This is a genomic window from Nonomuraea sp. B5E05 (genome assembly GCF_039880665.1).
Taxonomy (GTDB): domain Bacteria; phylum Actinomycetota; class Actinomycetes; order Streptosporangiales; family Streptosporangiaceae; genus Nonomuraea.
The window spans coordinates 187,293-202,175 of the sequence record NZ_JBDPMJ010000011.1; the positions used below are offsets into that span (position 1 = coordinate 187,293).

The following is a 14,883-nucleotide window of genomic DNA, read 5'->3' on the forward strand; positions in this document are numbered from 1 at the left end:
CACTCACAATTTCGATGACCTGCTGTGATTCCTGTCACGTAGGCGCGTCACATGGGCTGCCCCGAGGTAGGAAGTTTAACCACCGTTACGAAAAAATTATCTATCTGTCGGACAACACGGATAAATTGCTCAAAGTCCACCGGCTTGGACACGTACGCATTGGCGTGCAGCCGGTAGCTGCGCAGGATGTCCTCCTCCGCCTCCGACGTCGTCAGGATCACCACCGGGATCGTGCGCAGCACCGGGTCGTCCTTGACCTCCCGCAGCACTTCACTGCCGCTCTTCCTCGGCAGGTTGAGGTCGAGCAGGATGAGGTCGGGGCGGGTCGCGTCGCGGTAGTCGCCCTCCCCGCGCAGATAGGCCAGCGCCTGCTCACCGTCGTTGACCACGTTGAGGCGGTTGCGGACCTTGTTGAGGTCGAACGCCTCCTTCGTCAGCAGGATGTCCCCCTGGTCATCCTCGACCAGGAGCACGTCGATCGGTCGTACGTCCATCGCGATCAGCCTCCAGCCCCAGGTAGTGTCCAGCGGAACGTCGTGCCCCCGTTTCCGGTGTCACCGTCCAGCCACAACCGGCCACCGTGATATTCGACGATCTTGCGGCACACGGCGAGCCCGATTCCGGTGCCGGGATAGACGTCGCGGGGGTGCAGGCGCTGGAAGATCAGGAAGATGCGGTCGGCGTACTTCGCCTCGACCCCGATGCCGTTGTCGGAGCAGCTGAACTCCCACATGTCGCCGGACCTCTCCGCACCGATGTGCACGCGTGGAGGCTCCTCGGCGCGGAACTTCACGGCGTTCTCGACCAGGTTCTGGAAGAGCCGGGTGAGCTGCATCCGGTTGCCGGTGACCAGGGGCAGCTCGTCGCGGGTGACCGTGGCGCCGGTGTCCTCGATCATGGCCGAGAGGTTCTCCAGCGCCGCGTCCAGCGCCACGCCCGACTCGACGGCGGTCTTCTCTCTGGTGACCCGGCCGACCCTGGAGAAGTCGAGCAGGTCGTTGATGAGCAGTTGCATGCGCTTGGCGCCGTCGACCGCGTAGTGGATGTACTGCTTGGCCCGGTCGTCGAGCTGCGTGCCGTAACGCTGCTCCAGCATCTGGGTGAAGCCGGCGACCTTGCGCAGCGGCTCCTGGAGGTCGTGGCTGGCGACGTAGGCGAACTGCTCCAGCTCGCCGTTGGACCTGCGCAACTCCTCGCTCTGGTCGGCGGCGACCCGCCAGGCCGCGACGATGCGGTCGCGCATGGAGTCGACGTGGCCGGCCAGCTCCGCCAGCTCCGCCGGCCGGTCGACGTGCAGGACGTGGTCGAAGTCGCCGCCGGCGACCGTACGCACCTGTGTGGTGAGCCGGTCGATGGGGTTCAGGACGAAGTGGCGCACGATGAACGCCAGCCCGATGCCGCAGGCGAGCAGCACCGCGAACACCACGATCAGCGTGACGTTCAGCCGGGTGAGCTGCGCGGCGACCTCGGGGGGCGGGGACAGCTCCATCGTGCGGGCGCTCATCACCAGGACGACCGTGACCCCGGCCACGAACGCGATGCCGGCGACCGCCCCGACGAACAGGAACCAGCGGGCGACCGGCAGCCGGCCCAGCCCTTTGGGCTCCGGGGCGGGCGGCAGCGGGTGGATGCTCATGCTCTCCTCCTGCGCAGCAGGATCACGGCGAGGTCGTCGCTCAGCGTGCCGACATGGGTGATGAGCCGGTCGAGGTCGATGTCTCCGCGAGCGCGTACGAGCTCGACCAGGCCGTCGACCCCGATCTCCCCGTCGGGCTCGCCCACGGCCGCCTCGATCAGGCCGTCGGTGTAGAGCATCAGCGTCCACTCCTCGCCCAGCGGGACGTCGATCACTCGCCACTCCACGTCGGGGAAGATGCCGAGCGGTGGGCCGGAAGGCGTGTCGCACACCGCCTCGGCGCCTCCGTCGCGCACCAGCACGGGAGGTGGGTGGCCGACGACGTGCATCTTCGCGTACCGCAGGTCGGGGGCGATGGTGGCCGTGCAGAGCGTGGTGAAGATCTCGGGGGCCTGGCGCTCGGCACGCAGCAGCGCGTCGAGCGTGCGCAACATCGTCTCGTCCGTCTGCCCGGCCAGCACCAGCGTGCGCCAGGCGATGCGCAGCGCCACTCCGAGCGCCGCCTCGTCGGGCCCGTGCCCGCACACGTCGCCGATCACGACGTGCACGGAGCCGTCCGGCGTCTGCACGGTGTCGAAGAAGTCGCCGGCCAGCGTGCCGCCGCTGCCAGGAAGGTAGCGGGTGACGTGCTCGATCGCGTCGGTACGCAGCAGCGCCTCGGGCAGCAGCGCGCCCTCCAGCCTGGCGTTCTCCTTGGCCGTCAGATCCGCCTGCAGCAGCGCCAGGTGGGCCAGGTCGGCCCGCCTGCGCTCCATCGCGTATCTGATGGACCTGGCCAGCAGCCGCGCGTCGATGTCCTGTTTGACCAGGTAGTCCTGGGCGCCCGCCTGGACGGCGGTGACGCCCACGTGGACGTCTCGCAGGCCGGTGAGCACCAGCACGGCCGCGTGCGGGGCCAGCGCCAGGACCTCCTCCAAGGCTTCCAGGCGGTTCGCGTCGGGCAGCGTCAGGTCGACCAGCACGCACTGGATGTGCTCGGTCAGCTTCTCCTTCGCCTCGCGCAGACTACGCGCCCGGAAGATCCTGGGTGGGGCTTCCGCCTCCTTGAGCAGCTCTTCGACGAGGAAGGCATCGCCGTCGTCATCCTCGATGAGGAGCAGCGTCAGCGTTTCTGAAAGACTTGCCGTCAAGACGCCTCTTCGGGGGATTGAAGTGGTGGTGCTCATTTTGCGATGAGTTCCACGCCTTGGGGAAGTGTGCCTTCGTGTCCAGATTCCACCACGAAAGCTAGCAGGATCTCGCGGAACGCCTGTGCCGCTCTGGTCGGCTCGACGTCCTTGCGGTGGGCCAAGGCGATCGTCCGGCTGAGCCCCGGCGGCGCGAGCGGCGTGCCCGACAGGCCAGGCCGCCCGTCGAGCACCATCGACGGCACCACGGCCACGCCCAGGCCCGCCTCCACGAACCGCAGCACCGCGTCCATCTCGCCGCCCTGCACCGCGAACCTCGGCTCGAACCCCGCCTGCCGGCACGCCGCCAGCGTGGCCTCACGCAGGTCGTAGCCGCGCCGGAACATCACCATCTGGCGGCCGCGCAGGTCCTCGATGTGCACGTATCGCCCGCGCGCCGCATCGTGGGAGGGCGCGGCGACCACGAGGTTCTCCCTGAGGATCTCCTCCGTCACCAGGGCCGGGTCATCGCTGTGCAGCGGCATGATGATCAACGACAGGTCGAGCTGTCCCCGGGCCAGCGCCCTGACCAGGTCACGCGAGCCGCCCTCCTCCACCAGCAGCTCGATCCCCGGGTACGCGCGGTGGAAGCGGGCCAGCGCGTCGGCCAGCAGCCCCGCGCACAACGACGGCGTGGCGCCGAGCCGCACCCGGCCACGCCGGAGCCCCGCGAGCTCGGCCACCTCCTGCCGGGCGGTGTCGGCGTCGGCCAGGATCCGGCGGGCCAGCGGCAGCAGCGCCTCGCCCGCCGCGGTCAGCGTGACGTTGCCCCGGGCGCGGGAGAACAGCCGGGTGCCCAGATCGCTCTCCAGCGTCTTGATCTGCTTGCTGAGGGACGGCTGCGCGACCCGCATGCGCTCGGCCGCCTGGGTGAAGTGCCTGGTCTCCGCGACCGCGACGAAGTAGGCCAGTTGTTGCAGCTGCATGTGACATTCCTCGCATCGGCCGACCGTCCCTGGCGTGGGGCGACCCTACAGACCCGCATCATAGCTGGTGGCTATCGAAACGAGACCTACGATGACTTGGACGGATCGTCGCTGCGTACATAGCGTCTGGAGACGTGACAGCCACGATAGAGCGCGGCGCCGCCACAGCGCCCGTCGCCCCTCCCAGCACGCCTAAGCGCCGCAGAACGCGCGGCTTCATGGGTTCCTCGAACGGCAAGAAGGCCGTCATGGCCGTCACGGGTGCCGTGATGGTGCTCTTCCTCATCCTCCACATGCTCGGCAACCTCAAGATCTTCCTCGGCCGCGACTCGTTCAACGAGTACGCGCACGCGCTGCGCACGCTGCTCGAGCCGATCGTCCCCTACCGCACGGTGCTGACGATCGTGGAGATCGTGCTCGCCGCCTCCGTCGTCCTGCACATGTGGGCCGCGATCTCGCTGGCCCGGCGGGCGGGCAAGGCCAGGCCGGTGAAGTACGTCGCCAAGAAGTCGCAGGCCGGCGGCTACGCCACGCACATCATGCGGTTCGGCGGCCTGACGATCGCGCTGTACCTGGTCTGGCACCTGCTCGACCTGACGTTCGGCGTCGTCAACCCCAAGGGCTTCGACTCCGCCCCCGCCGACCGGATGGTCGCGGGCTTCGACCCCTCCCGGTGGTGGGTGACGCTCATCTACGTCGTCGCCGTCGTCATGGTCGGTCTGCACCTGCGGCACGGCGTCTGGAGCGCGTTCCAGACCCTCGGCTGGGCCAACCGGGCCCGCAACAGGACGCTGCGCCTCGGGGCAGGGCTGCTGGCCGCCGTGCTGGTCATCGGCTTCCTCGCCCCGCCCCTCGCGATCACGTTCGGAGTTGTGCAGTGAAATACAAGGAGGGCTCGGAGATCCGGGACGCCAAGGCGCCTTCCGGCCCCATCGAGGAACGGTGGGAGAAGCGGAAGTTCAGCGCCAAGCTGGTCAACCCGGCCAACAAGCGCAAGCTCCACGTGATCGTGGTGGGCACCGGCCTGGCGGGCGGCTCGGCCGCCGCGACGCTGGGCGAGCTGGGCTACAACGTCACCTCGTTCTGCTACCAGGACTCACCCCGCCGCGCCCACTCCATCGCCGCGCAGGGCGGGATCAACGCCGCGAAGAACTACCGCGGCGACGGCGACAGCATCTACCGGCTCTTCTACGACACCGTGAAGGGCGGCGACTTCCGCGCCCGCGAGTCGAACGTCTACCGCCTCGCCCAGGTCTCGGTGAACATCATCGACCAGGCCGTCGCGCAGGGCGTGCCGTTCGCCCGCGAGTACGGAGGCCTGCTCGACACCCGCTCGTTCGGCGGCGCCCAGGTCTCCCGTACGTTCTACGCCCGCGGCCAGACGGGCCAGCAGCTGCTGCTGGGCGCGTACCAGGCGCTGGAGCGGCAGGTCGCGGCCGGGACCGTCACCATGCACACCCGGCACGAGATGCTCGACCTGATCGTCTCCGACGGTCGGGCCCGCGGCGTCATCGTGCGCGACATGGTGACCGGCGAGATCGAGCGCCACGTGGCCGACGCCGTGGTGCTGGCCACCGGCGGCTACGGCAACGTGTTCTTCCTGTCCACCAACGCCAAGGGCTGCAACACCACGGCGATCTGGCGGGCGCACGAGCGGGGCGCGTACTTCGCCAACCCCTGCTACACGCAGATCCACCCCACCTGCATCCCGGTCTCCGGCGAGTACCAGTCGAAGCTGACCCTGATGTCGGAGTCGCTGCGCAACGACGGCCGCGTCTGGGTGCCGCTGCGCAAGGACGACTCGCGCGCCCCCGGCGACATCCCGGAGCAGGAGCGCGACTACTACCTGGAGCGGATCTACCCCGCGTTCGGGAACCTCGTGCCCCGCGACATCGCCTCCAGGGCCGCCAAGAACGTCTGCGACGAGGGCCGCGGCGTCGGTCCCGGCGGGCTGGGCGTCTACCTGGACTTCCGCGACGCGATCGGCCGGCTCGGGCGCGACGCCGTGGAGAAGAAGTACGGCAACCTGTTCGAGATGTACGAGCGCATCACGGGCGAGAACCCGTACGACGTGCCGATGCGCATCTACCCCGCCGTGCACTACACGATGGGCGGGTTGTGGGTGGACTACGACCTGCAGTCCACGATCCCCGGCCTGTTCGTCATCGGGGAGGCCAACTTCTCCGACCACGGCGCCAACCGGCTCGGCGCGTCGGCGCTGATGCAGGGGCTCGCCGACGGATATTTCGTGCTTCCCACCACCATCGGCGACTATCTCGCGGACGGCCCGTACAACGACGTCGACGAGGAGGCCGTGGCCGCGGCCGAGCTCAGGGTCCGCGACAAGATCGATCGGCTGCTGTCCGTGAACGGCACCCGCACCCCCGACTCCTTCCACCGCGAGCTGGGCAAGCTCATGTGGGACTACTGCGGCATGGAGCGCACGGAGGAGTCGCTGCGCAAGGCGCTGGAGCGCATCCCGGAGCTGCGCGCGGAGTTCTGGCAGAACGTCAAGGTGACCGGCACCGCCGAGGAGCTGAACCAGGTCCTGGAGAAGGCCGGCCGCGTCGCCGACTTCTTCGACCTCGCCGAGCTCATGTGCCTGGACGCCCTGGTCCGCACGGAGTCGTGCGGCGGCCACTTCCGCGCCGAGTCACAGGACTCCGACGGCGAGGCGCTGCGCGACGACGAACACTTCGCGTACGTGTCGGCCTGGGAGCGCGCCCCTGACGGGCCGGTGCTGCACAAGGAACCGCTCGAGTACGAGTACGTCAAGATGACCCAGCGGAGCTACAAGTGAATTTGACCTTGAAGGTCTGGCGTCAGAGCGGCCCTTCGGACGCGGGACGCATGGTGACGTACCGGGTGGAGGACGTCTCCCCGGACATGTCCTTCCTGGAGATGCTGGACGTCCTCAACGAACGCCTCATCCTGGAGGGCGACGACCCGATCGCCTTCGACCACGACTGCCGCGAGGGCATCTGCGGCATGTGCGGCATGGTGATCAACGGTGTGGCGCACGGCGAGCAGCGCGCCACGACCACGTGCCAGCTGCACATGCGCCACTTCGAGGACGGCGCCACGATCACCATCGAACCGTGGCGGGCTGCGCCGTTCCCGGTGGTCAAGGACCTGGTGGTGGACCGCAGCGCGTTCGACCGGATCATCCAGGCGGGCGGCTTCGTCTCCGTTCCCGCCGGTTCGGCGCCCGACGCCCACAGCATCCCCGTACGCAAGGAGGACGCGGACGCCGCGTTCGACGCGGCGACCTGCATCGGCTGCGGGGCCTGCGTGGCCGCCTGCCCGAACGGCTCGGCCTCGTTGTTCACCGCCGCCAAGATCACTCACCTGAGCCTGCTTCCCCAGGGCCAGCCGGAACGTGTGTCCCGCGCCAAGGCCATGGTGGACCAGATGGACGCGGAGGGGTTCGGCGGCTGCACGAACACCGGGGAGTGCACGGCGGTCTGCCCCAAGGGCATCCCGCTGGACACGATCGCTCAGATGAACAGCGACTATCTCAAGGCCAACACCAAGTAGCCCGCCGCCCTCACCTCGGGGCGGCGAGGAAGTCCGTGATCAGGGCGGCGACCGCCCGCGGCTGCTCGGCGAGCAGGTCGTGGCCGGAGTCCAGCTCCCTGACCCGGATGTGGGGCGGCAGGGAGGCGAGGTCGCGGCGCACTCCTCTCCTGAACGCCGCCATCAGCTCGCCGCCCGGCATGCCCTGCGGGTCGCGGGTCGGGATCACGACCAGGGCGTCGCAGGTGACCTCGCGCAGCAGGGGGATCGTGTCGCGGAACTCCGGGGTGTAGCGCACGGCTTCGAGGAGTTCCGCGCCCGGCCGGGCGTAGACCCGCCCGTCCCTTTCGACGAGAGCCCTGGCGGGGAACATGGGCCGGAGCTCGGCGGGGAGCGGCCGGCCCATGCTCGCGGACTGCTCGTCGAACACGGCCTTGAGGCTCGCCAGCTCCAGGTCCCTCGTCACGGGGTCCATCCCCGGGTAATTGTCGGGAGAGCTCTCGGCGGAGCGCAGCCCGTCGAGGTTGACGATCGCCGGGCATTCGGGATGACGCCTGGCCCACAACACGGCGAGCATGCCGCCCAGCGAGTGACCGGCGACGGCCGGGTTGCCGAGGTCCAGATGCGCCACCACCGCCTCGAGGTCGTCCAGCGCCCTCTCCCATTCCCACGGGCCGTCGCCGGACAGGCCGTGACCCCGCAGGTCGGGCGCCACGGCCCGGTGGCCGGCGAGTTCGAGCCCGTCCCACGCCTCCAGCGTGCCGCCCAGGCCGTGGAGGAGGAGGACGGGTTCGCCGGGCCCGCCGTGGTCGCGTACGGCGAGGGGGATGTCGTGGTCAGTGATGGTGACGTCGTGCGCCATGACGCTCCTGAGGTTGGTTCAGCCGTTCGCGGATCGAGTGGGTGCTCACCCCGCCGTCGGGATGCCGGTCGAGCTTCGCGCGCTTGACCAGGTCGTGAACTCCCGGGGGGTGAGCACGCAGTCACTTGACACAAGTTAGCAAGTACTTGCTTAGTGTCGTCAAGTAGTGGCACGGGCGGGATTCGTCGACTCCCTGAGCCGCGCGAAGATGATAGGTACGCTTATGATTAGTGCCGCTATGGTTCACGGAGGTCCACGATGCTCAGCAAGCCCGAGCGGCTTTTCGGCCGTGACACCGAATGGGAAGAGCTAGTTGAATTCGTCACGAGCCGGTCGGTGGGTGCCACCCTCGGGCTCGTGTACGGTCGCCGCCGCCAGGGCAAGACGCTCATGCTCGAACTCCTGGCCCAGGAGACCGGTGGTCTGCTCTTCGGCGCCACGCAGCAGGCCGAGGCGCAGAACCTGGCAGATCTGGGCGCGGCGTACGCAAGCCATCGTGGCCTGCGCACGCCCGTCTCGTTCGGCAACTGGCGAGAAGCGCTGGACGAGTTGCTGCGTCTCGGCGACGAACGCGCCACGCCAGTGATCATCGACGAGTTCCCCTACCTGGTCTCGGCCACGCCGGCGCTCCCCTCCTACCTGCAGCAAGCACTCAACCCGACCGGGCATGCCAAGGAGAACACCCGCACTCGGCTGATCCTCTGCGGCAGCGCCCTCACGACGATGGCCCAGCTGCTCGGAGGCGGCGCTCCGCTGCGTGGACGTGCCGTGCTGGAGCTGATCGTGCGGCCCTTCGGTTTTCGCGACGCGAGCGCTTTCTGGGGTCTCACGGAGTCGCCGGAGCTGGCGTTCCGGGTGCACGCGCTCGTCGGTGGCACGCCCGCCTACTTGGAAATGTGCGGTGGCTCGGGGCCTGCCGATCTCGACGGGTTCGATCGATGGGTGCAGCGGCGACTGCTCAACCCAGCGTCCGCGATGTTCCGCGAGGGCGGACTGTTGCTCAGGGAAGAGCCGTCGATCTCCGATCCCACCTCGTACGCAGCCGCGCTGACGGCGATCAGCGCCGGAAACCACCGCCGCAGCGAGATCGCCGCCGCCCTCGGCAGGCCCACGAGCGCCCTGGCCCACCTGCTCGGCGGCCTCCAGAGCATCGGCCTCGTCCAGCAGGTCGACGACGCGTTGCGGGAGAAGCGCAGCGTGTTCAAGATCGCTGAACCGATCGTCCGGCTCCATCAGCTGGTCACACAGCGGCGAGAACCAGAGTTGGTCAGCGGCCAAGCGGCCCGGGTCTGGCGCGACCATGCCGACACGGTCGCTTCCACAATCTATGGACCCCATTTCGAAGACCTTGCGCGCGAATGGTGCTTCCTTCATGCGTCCACCGCGACACTCAACGGAACGGCAAGCACCGTCCGTCCCAGCGAGATCTCGTGTCGTGCACACCGTCATGGGCACGAACTGGACATCGTGGTGTCCGAGGCGAACTCCTTCGCCGGCGATCGGATCACTGCGATCGGTGAGGCGAAGGGCACCCTTGCACCCATGGACGTCGCGCAGCTTCAGCGCTTGGAGCACCTTCGCGCCCTGCTTCCTGACACCCGCGTCGACGAGCAGCCCAAGCTGTTGCTCTTCGCGCGCTCCGGATTCACCGATGGTCTGACGGAAGTGGCGCGTGGGCGGTCAGACGTGGAGCTCGTCGACCTGAACCGTCTGTATTTCGGGGACTGACCACGCGTCGGAGTAGGCGTGGCGACTCAAGGCGTCCGGCTGGGCCGCTCTTCGACGAGCCGACCGGCCTCGCAGGTCGAGTGTCGCGGCCCGGTGGCCGGGCAGGTCGAGCGGGTCCCACGCCTCCAGGCCGTGGAGGAGGATGACGGGTTCGCCGGGCCTGCCGTGGTCGCGTACGGCGAGGGGGATGTCGTGGTCAGTGATGGTGACGTCGTGCGCCATGACGCTCCTGAGGTTGGTTCAGCCGTTCGCGGATCGAGTGGGTGCTCACCCCGCCGTCGGGATGCCGGTCGAGCTTCGCGCGCTTGACCAGGTCGTGAACTCCCTGCCGGGTGATGCCGAGCATCGCGCCCGCCGTGGCGAACGGCACCGCCTCCTTGCCCGGATGGCCGGCGCGCCTGGCCACGGCCCTGCCGAAGGCGGTGCTCCACCACTCGTCGGGGGGATCGAACGGGCCGTCGCCGGGGAAGGCGGCCGCGATCAACCGCGCCGCCGTACGGACCGCGAGGCTCTCGTCGGGGCCCAGCAACTGGGCGGCCCACACCTCGGCCTCGATCCGCAGGCGCGCCCTGACCGGGTCCACCTGCTCGCCGGAGCCGAAGAGGATCTCCAGCGGATCGACGATCCGCCGCTCGACCAGCTCGACCAGCTCACCCGCCAACGCCACGTGCTCACGCGTGTCCACTTGACGCACGATAGCAAGTACTTGCTGTCATTTGTCAAGCAGTGGCAGGTGGGAGCTCGTCGGCCTGAACCGTCTGTGTTGCGCAGACTGACGCGTCGGAGCAGGCGGGGTGCTCCGTCAGGCGGTCTGGCGGGACTCGTCGTTGGCGTTGGTGCGGATCTGCTGGATGCGCTGCTTGGTCAGGCCGAGCAGCTCCCCGATGTCGCCGTCGGACAGGCCCAGCTCGTGCATGTGCTTGACGCGTTTCTTCAGCGTGCGCGTGTAGTCTTCGGCGATCGCGGCGGCCTGGCGCTGGAGCGCGGCGAAGTCGTCGAGGTCCTGCTCGGACAGGCCGGGAAGCGCGTAGTGGAAGACGGGCGCGGGCGGCCGGTCGCGGTCGGCGAACAGGAACGGCAGCCCTTCGGTGACGTCGGCGTGCAGCTCCTTCAGCGTGCGCGCGGACATGCCGCCGGCCACGCCGTCCACCTGGGCCAGCCACAGGCTGCCCGCCAGGGTGATGTGAACGTCAACGCGGTCCGCGGTCATGAGTCCTCCAGCCAGTGGTCGCCGAACAGGTGAGCGAGCCCCTGCTCGAGGGAGTCGACCAGATGGGGCGTCTCCCTGGGGTAGAGCGGGACGATCGCGCGGGCCGCGACGCGGCCCTCGGCGTCCCACAGCAGGAGGAAGCGCTGCCGCCTGGTCGTCTCCGCCCAGTCGCAGCGCAAGCCATGGGTGTGGGAGAGCCCGATGATCCGATCGCGGATGGCCGCGTAGTCGTCTCGTTCCACCACACGCGGCAGACTATATCCCTTGCCTACCACCGACAAGAGGTCTTGTCGCAGACATCTGCTATGGCGTGTTCCGGCCCCAGGCGCGCATGAAGGTGCACACGGTGGCGCGGGCCAGGTCATGGAGCTCGGTGTCGCTGATCTGGCGGGTGCCCAGGCGGGAGCGGGTCTCCAGCGGGCCGAGGAGCAGGGCGAGGAACTGCTCGGCCGCGAGGTCGGGGTCGGCGGCGCGCAGGCGGCCGGAGAGCGCGAGCCGGGCCAGGCGGTCGGCCAGCGCCTGGGTGAGGTGGTGGGGGCCGCTGCCGGTCACGACATCGAGAATGTCAGGAAATCGCGTGATCTCGGAGTAAAGCAGTCGTTTCAACGCGCACGAACGTTCGTCGGTGTGCAGCCGGAGCAGCGCGTGGGCGACGCCCTCCAGCACCCCGGCCAGATCGTCGCCCGGATCGGCCAGCGGCGCGAGCGCGCCGATCCGGGCGACGAGCGCGGCCTGCGAGGCGGCCTCCACGGCATGCCGGAACAGCGTGGCCTTGTCGGTCATGTGGTTGTAGACCGTGGGTTTGGCCACGCCCGCCTCGTCCGCGATGTCCTGCACGCAGGCCTGCGCGTATCCCAGGCGGGCGAACACGGCGAACGCGCCGCCGAGGATCGCCTGGCGCTTGTCGATGCGCCCGCGTGTGCTGGTGGCCATGCCTGCGATTGTACGCGCTGGTTCATCCCTGTGGACGTATGGGTTGCATGCGAACGTATGAGATAACTACATTGAACCCATGAGTTCAGTTTCGCCGGACGACCGGATGGATACCCGGCTCCTCGGCATGATCGGCGTGATCCTGCTCGGCGGGCTGCTGGGCATCCTCAACAGCACGATGGCCGCCGTCGCCATCGACACCCTGGCCGGCGCCTTCGCCACCTCCCTCAGCACGGTCGGCTGGACGTCCACCGGCTTCCTGCTCGCGGTCACCGCCACCATCCCGTTCACCACCTGGGCCGTCGACCGGTTCGGCGGCAGGCGGCTCTGGCTGGCCGGGTTGTCGCTCTTCCTGGCCGGATCGTTGCTGGCCGGGCTGGCCTGGAACGTCGGCAGCCTGATCGCCTTCCGGGTGCTCCAGGGGTTCGGGGCGGGGCTGCTCGACCCGCTCGTGCTGATCCTGCTGGCCAGGGCCGCCGGGCCGCGCCGGGCCGGACGGGTGATGGGGCTGATGGGCGTGGTGCTCTCGCTCGGGCCCGTGCTCGGGCCGATCGCGGGCGGCGCGGTGCTCGCCGGACTTTCGTGGCGGTGGATGTTCCTGCTCAGCGTGCCCGTCGGACTGGTCGCCCTGCTGCTGGCCGTACGGGTGGTCCCCGTCGACGAGCCGTCCCATGGGCCGTCCGGCGCGTCGCCCGCCCGGCTGGACGTCGTGGGACTGGCGCTGCTCGGGCCCGGATTCGCGGCCGTCGTCCTGGCGCTGTCGCAGACGGCAGAGCAGGGGTCGTTCGCGGCCTGGCAGGCGCTGCTGCCGCTGGGCGCGGGAGTGCTGCTGCTGGCCGGTTACGCCGTGCACGCGCTGCGGTCGCGCCCGGTGGGTTCACCGGCCAGGCGGAGGAAGCCGCCGCTGATCGACCTGCGCCTGTTCGCCAACCGCGGGTTCACGGCCAGCGTCACGATCATGGGCCTTGGTGGGTTGTCCCTCTTTGGGGCGCTGTTCGCGCTGCCGCTGTACTACCAGCAGGCCCACGGGCACGGCGTGCTCGCCGCCGGCCTGCTGATGGCGCCGCTCGGACTCGGCGGCTCCATCGCGATGCCACTGGCCGGGCGGCTGTCGGACCGGATCGGCGCGCGCGGGCTCGCCATCGCAGGCGTCACCGTCGCCCTGCTCAGCGCGCTCTCCTTCACCCGGATGGGAGCCCACACGCCCGAGATCTGGCCGGCGCTGGCGGCGCTCAGCATCGGGCTGGGCAGCGGATGTTTCAGCGCGCCCACCATGGGCTCGCTCTATCGCACGCTGCCCGAGACCATGGTGGCGCAGGGCAGCTCGGTGCTCTACATGCTCAATCAGCTCGGCGCCGCGCTCGGCGTGGCGGTCGTCACGCTCATCCTGCAGACCGCCGGCGACGTGATCACCGGTTTCCACGGCATCTTCTGGCTCGTCGTGACCGGGCTGGTGATCGTGCTGGCGGTCATCCCGCTCCTCCCCGGCCGCCCGCCTCGGGCGCAGGCCGCGGCCGGGGAACTCGCGAGCACCCCGGGCTGACTGCTCACCAGCGCTCCACGAGGTGCTCGCGGCCCGGCGGCGGCTCGCAGGGCGGAGAGCCGGAGCCTGGTCAGCCCTTGTAGTTGAAGATCTGGCGCAACGTGTGCCGCACCTCCACCAGATCGGTCTGGTCCGCCATCACCTGGTCGATGGGCTTGTACGCCTCAGGGTGCTCGTCCACCAGGGCGGCGGCCCGGTCGGAGTTCCAGGTGCGGCCGCTCATGGCCGCGGTGAGCGAGCTCGCCGACAGCTCGCGCTTGGCCTTCGTACGGGACATGCGGCGGCCCGCCCCGTGAGAGCACGAGGTGTACGACTCGGGGTTTCCGCGCCCGCGCACGATGTACGAGCGCGTGCCCATCGAGCCCGGGATCACGCCCTCGTCGCCGCTCTCGGCCTTGATGGCGCCCTTGCGAGTGATCCACATCGACTTGCCGAAGTGGGTCTCCTGCTGGCTGAAATTGTGGTGGCAGTTGATCGTGCGGACGCGCTGTCCCTTGCCGACGACCCGGAACAGGGCGTTGATCAGGACCTTGTCCATCCGGGCACGCGAGGCCATCGCGTAGCGCTGGGCCCACAGCATGTCCTCGATGTACGCGGTGAACTCCGGCGTGTCCTGGACGAAGTACGCCAGGTCCGGATCCTCCAGGCCGACCTCCTGCTTCTTCATCAGCTTCTTGGCGCCCGTGATGTGCAACTGGGCGAGCTGGTTGCCGATGCCGCGAGAACCCGAGTGCAGCACCGTCCAGACGTGGTCGCGCTCGTCGAGGCAGACCTCGACGAAGTGGTTGCCGGACCCGAGGGTGCCGAACTGGTCGGCCACCTTCTTCGTCTGCTTCGGGTTGAGGTCGGTGTGGGGGAGCCCGAGGTCGCTGAGAGCGCGGTCGGTCGACGGGTCGTCGTGGCCCTTGCCGACGCCGGCGGGGATGCGGCGCTCCACCATGGGCATCAGGGCCGCGAGCGTGTCGGGCAGGTCCGCGGCCGTGAGCGTCGTCTCGGTGGCCACCATGCCGCAACCGATGTCGACGCCGACGGCGGCGGGAATGATCGCGTTTTCTGTGGGGATCACCGAGCCGACCGTCGCACCGATGCCGACGTGCGCGTCGGGCATGAGAGCGACGTGGCCGGAGACGAACGGCAGGCGGGCGGTGCGTGCGGCCTGCATGATCGCGCCTTCGTCGATCTCGCTGGCCCACGACAGCAGGTTCGGTGCGGGCTGGTTCGGCATGGAAGATGCTCCTTACTGGTTGTTGATCAGTGTGGCGGGGCCAGTAAGGATTTCCCACCCATTTATCGGCTGCGGGTCACGCCGACCGTTCCAGGTTCATATGGTTCCCTTGCGAGAGAGCGCTCCCTCATCCGGTTC

15 protein-coding genes are annotated in these 14,883 nt (G+C 69.2%); 5 read left to right on the top strand and 10 right to left on the bottom strand.

The genetic code is table 11. The features are described from left to right. Positions 1-47 precede the first annotated feature (47 nt). From ABGB01_RS22100 to ABGB01_RS22115, 4 genes are read right to left on the bottom strand one after another with little or no spacing between them, the layout of a single operon-like run. A complete protein-coding gene (locus ABGB01_RS22100; protein ID WP_347775428.1) occupies positions 48-494 on the bottom strand; it encodes a response regulator in 447 nt (148 codons plus the stop codon). Between the two features lie 5 nt (positions 495-499). Continuing rightward, positions 500-1,636 carry an ATP-binding protein gene (locus ABGB01_RS22105; RefSeq protein WP_347775429.1) on the bottom strand — a complete coding sequence of 379 codons (1,137 nt, stop codon included), beginning with the start codon at positions 1,634-1,636 and terminating at the stop codon, positions 500-502. Then, positions 1,633-2,766, bottom strand: coding sequence for a fused response regulator/phosphatase (locus ABGB01_RS22110; protein WP_347775430.1), 1,134 nt, complete (start codon positions 2,764-2,766; stop codon positions 1,633-1,635). Before ABGB01_RS22110 ends, ABGB01_RS22105 begins: the two co-directional genes overlap by 4 nt. Before the next feature lie 32 nt (positions 2,767-2,798). Further along, positions 2,799-3,728: a LysR substrate-binding domain-containing protein gene (locus tag ABGB01_RS22115; RefSeq protein ID WP_347775431.1), complete on the bottom strand. Its 930-nt coding sequence runs from the start codon at positions 3,726-3,728 to the stop codon at positions 2,799-2,801. A 134-nt stretch (positions 3,729-3,862) separates the two neighbouring features. On the opposite strand from ABGB01_RS22115, the gene ABGB01_RS22120 reads away from it, so the two are divergent. The 3 genes from ABGB01_RS22120 to ABGB01_RS22130 are packed head-to-tail and all read left to right on the top strand — an operon-like array spanning position 3,863 to position 7,265. Beyond that, complete coding sequence (locus tag ABGB01_RS22120) at positions 3,863-4,609, top strand: succinate dehydrogenase cytochrome b subunit (RefSeq protein ID WP_347775432.1); 747 nt, start codon at positions 3,863-3,865, stop codon at positions 4,607-4,609. Beyond that, complete coding sequence (locus tag ABGB01_RS22125) at positions 4,606-6,528, top strand: fumarate reductase/succinate dehydrogenase flavoprotein subunit (protein ID WP_347775433.1); 1,923 nt, start codon at positions 4,606-4,608, stop codon at positions 6,526-6,528. Before ABGB01_RS22120 ends, ABGB01_RS22125 begins: the two co-directional genes overlap by 4 nt. Further along, the gene (locus ABGB01_RS22130) at positions 6,525-7,265 is read left to right on the top strand and encodes a succinate dehydrogenase/fumarate reductase iron-sulfur subunit (RefSeq protein ID WP_347623254.1); all 741 of its coding nucleotides are present in this window, start codon (positions 6,525-6,527) and stop codon (positions 7,263-7,265) included. The genes ABGB01_RS22125 and ABGB01_RS22130 overlap by 4 nt, the downstream gene beginning before the upstream one ends. 10 nt (positions 7,266-7,275) lie before the next feature. Here the strand turns inward: ABGB01_RS22130 and ABGB01_RS22135 are convergent, their stop codons facing one another. Then, the gene (locus tag ABGB01_RS22135) at positions 7,276-8,106 is read right to left on the bottom strand and encodes an alpha/beta fold hydrolase (protein ID WP_347775434.1); all 831 of its coding nucleotides are present in this window, start codon (positions 8,104-8,106) and stop codon (positions 7,276-7,278) included. Positions 8,107-8,364: 258 nt separating this feature from the next. Here ABGB01_RS22135 and ABGB01_RS22140 point away from each other — a divergent pair, with 258 nt between their 5' ends. Then, entirely contained in the window at positions 8,365-9,834 is a 1,470-nt protein-coding gene (locus tag ABGB01_RS22140) for an ATP-binding protein (protein WP_347775435.1), read from the top strand. Between the two features lie 196 nt (positions 9,835-10,030). On the opposite strand, the gene ABGB01_RS22145 is transcribed toward ABGB01_RS22140, so the two are convergent. From ABGB01_RS22145 to ABGB01_RS22160, 4 genes are all read right to left on the bottom strand, one after another. Beyond that, the gene (locus ABGB01_RS22145; protein ID WP_347775436.1) at positions 10,031-10,519 is read right to left on the bottom strand and encodes a hypothetical protein; all 489 of its coding nucleotides are present in this window, start codon (positions 10,517-10,519) and stop codon (positions 10,031-10,033) included. A 117-nt stretch (positions 10,520-10,636) separates the two neighbouring features. Further along, on the bottom strand, positions 10,637-11,044 hold the full coding sequence (locus tag ABGB01_RS22150; RefSeq protein ID WP_347623249.1) for a hypothetical protein: 408 nt from the start codon (positions 11,042-11,044) through the stop codon (positions 10,637-10,639). Further along, positions 11,041-11,289, bottom strand: coding sequence for a hypothetical protein (locus ABGB01_RS22155; protein WP_347775437.1), 249 nt, complete (start codon positions 11,287-11,289; stop codon positions 11,041-11,043). The genes ABGB01_RS22150 and ABGB01_RS22155 overlap by 4 nt, the downstream gene beginning before the upstream one ends. 58 nt (positions 11,290-11,347) lie before the next feature. Beyond that, on the bottom strand, positions 11,348-11,977 hold the full coding sequence (locus ABGB01_RS22160; RefSeq protein ID WP_347775438.1) for a TetR/AcrR family transcriptional regulator: 630 nt from the start codon (positions 11,975-11,977) through the stop codon (positions 11,348-11,350). A gap of 79 nt (positions 11,978-12,056) precedes the next feature. On the opposite strand from ABGB01_RS22160, the gene ABGB01_RS22165 reads away from it, so the two are divergent. After that, positions 12,057-13,520, top strand: a complete 1,464-nt coding sequence (locus ABGB01_RS22165) for a DHA2 family efflux MFS transporter permease subunit (RefSeq protein ID WP_347775439.1) — start codon at positions 12,057-12,059, stop codon at positions 13,518-13,520. A gap of 70 nt (positions 13,521-13,590) precedes the next feature. Here the strand turns inward: ABGB01_RS22165 and ABGB01_RS22170 are convergent, their stop codons facing one another. Continuing rightward, positions 13,591-14,745 carry an RtcB family protein gene (locus tag ABGB01_RS22170; protein ID WP_347775440.1) on the bottom strand — a complete coding sequence of 385 codons (1,155 nt, stop codon included), beginning with the start codon at positions 14,743-14,745 and terminating at the stop codon, positions 13,591-13,593. Positions 14,746-14,883 lie beyond the last annotated feature (138 nt).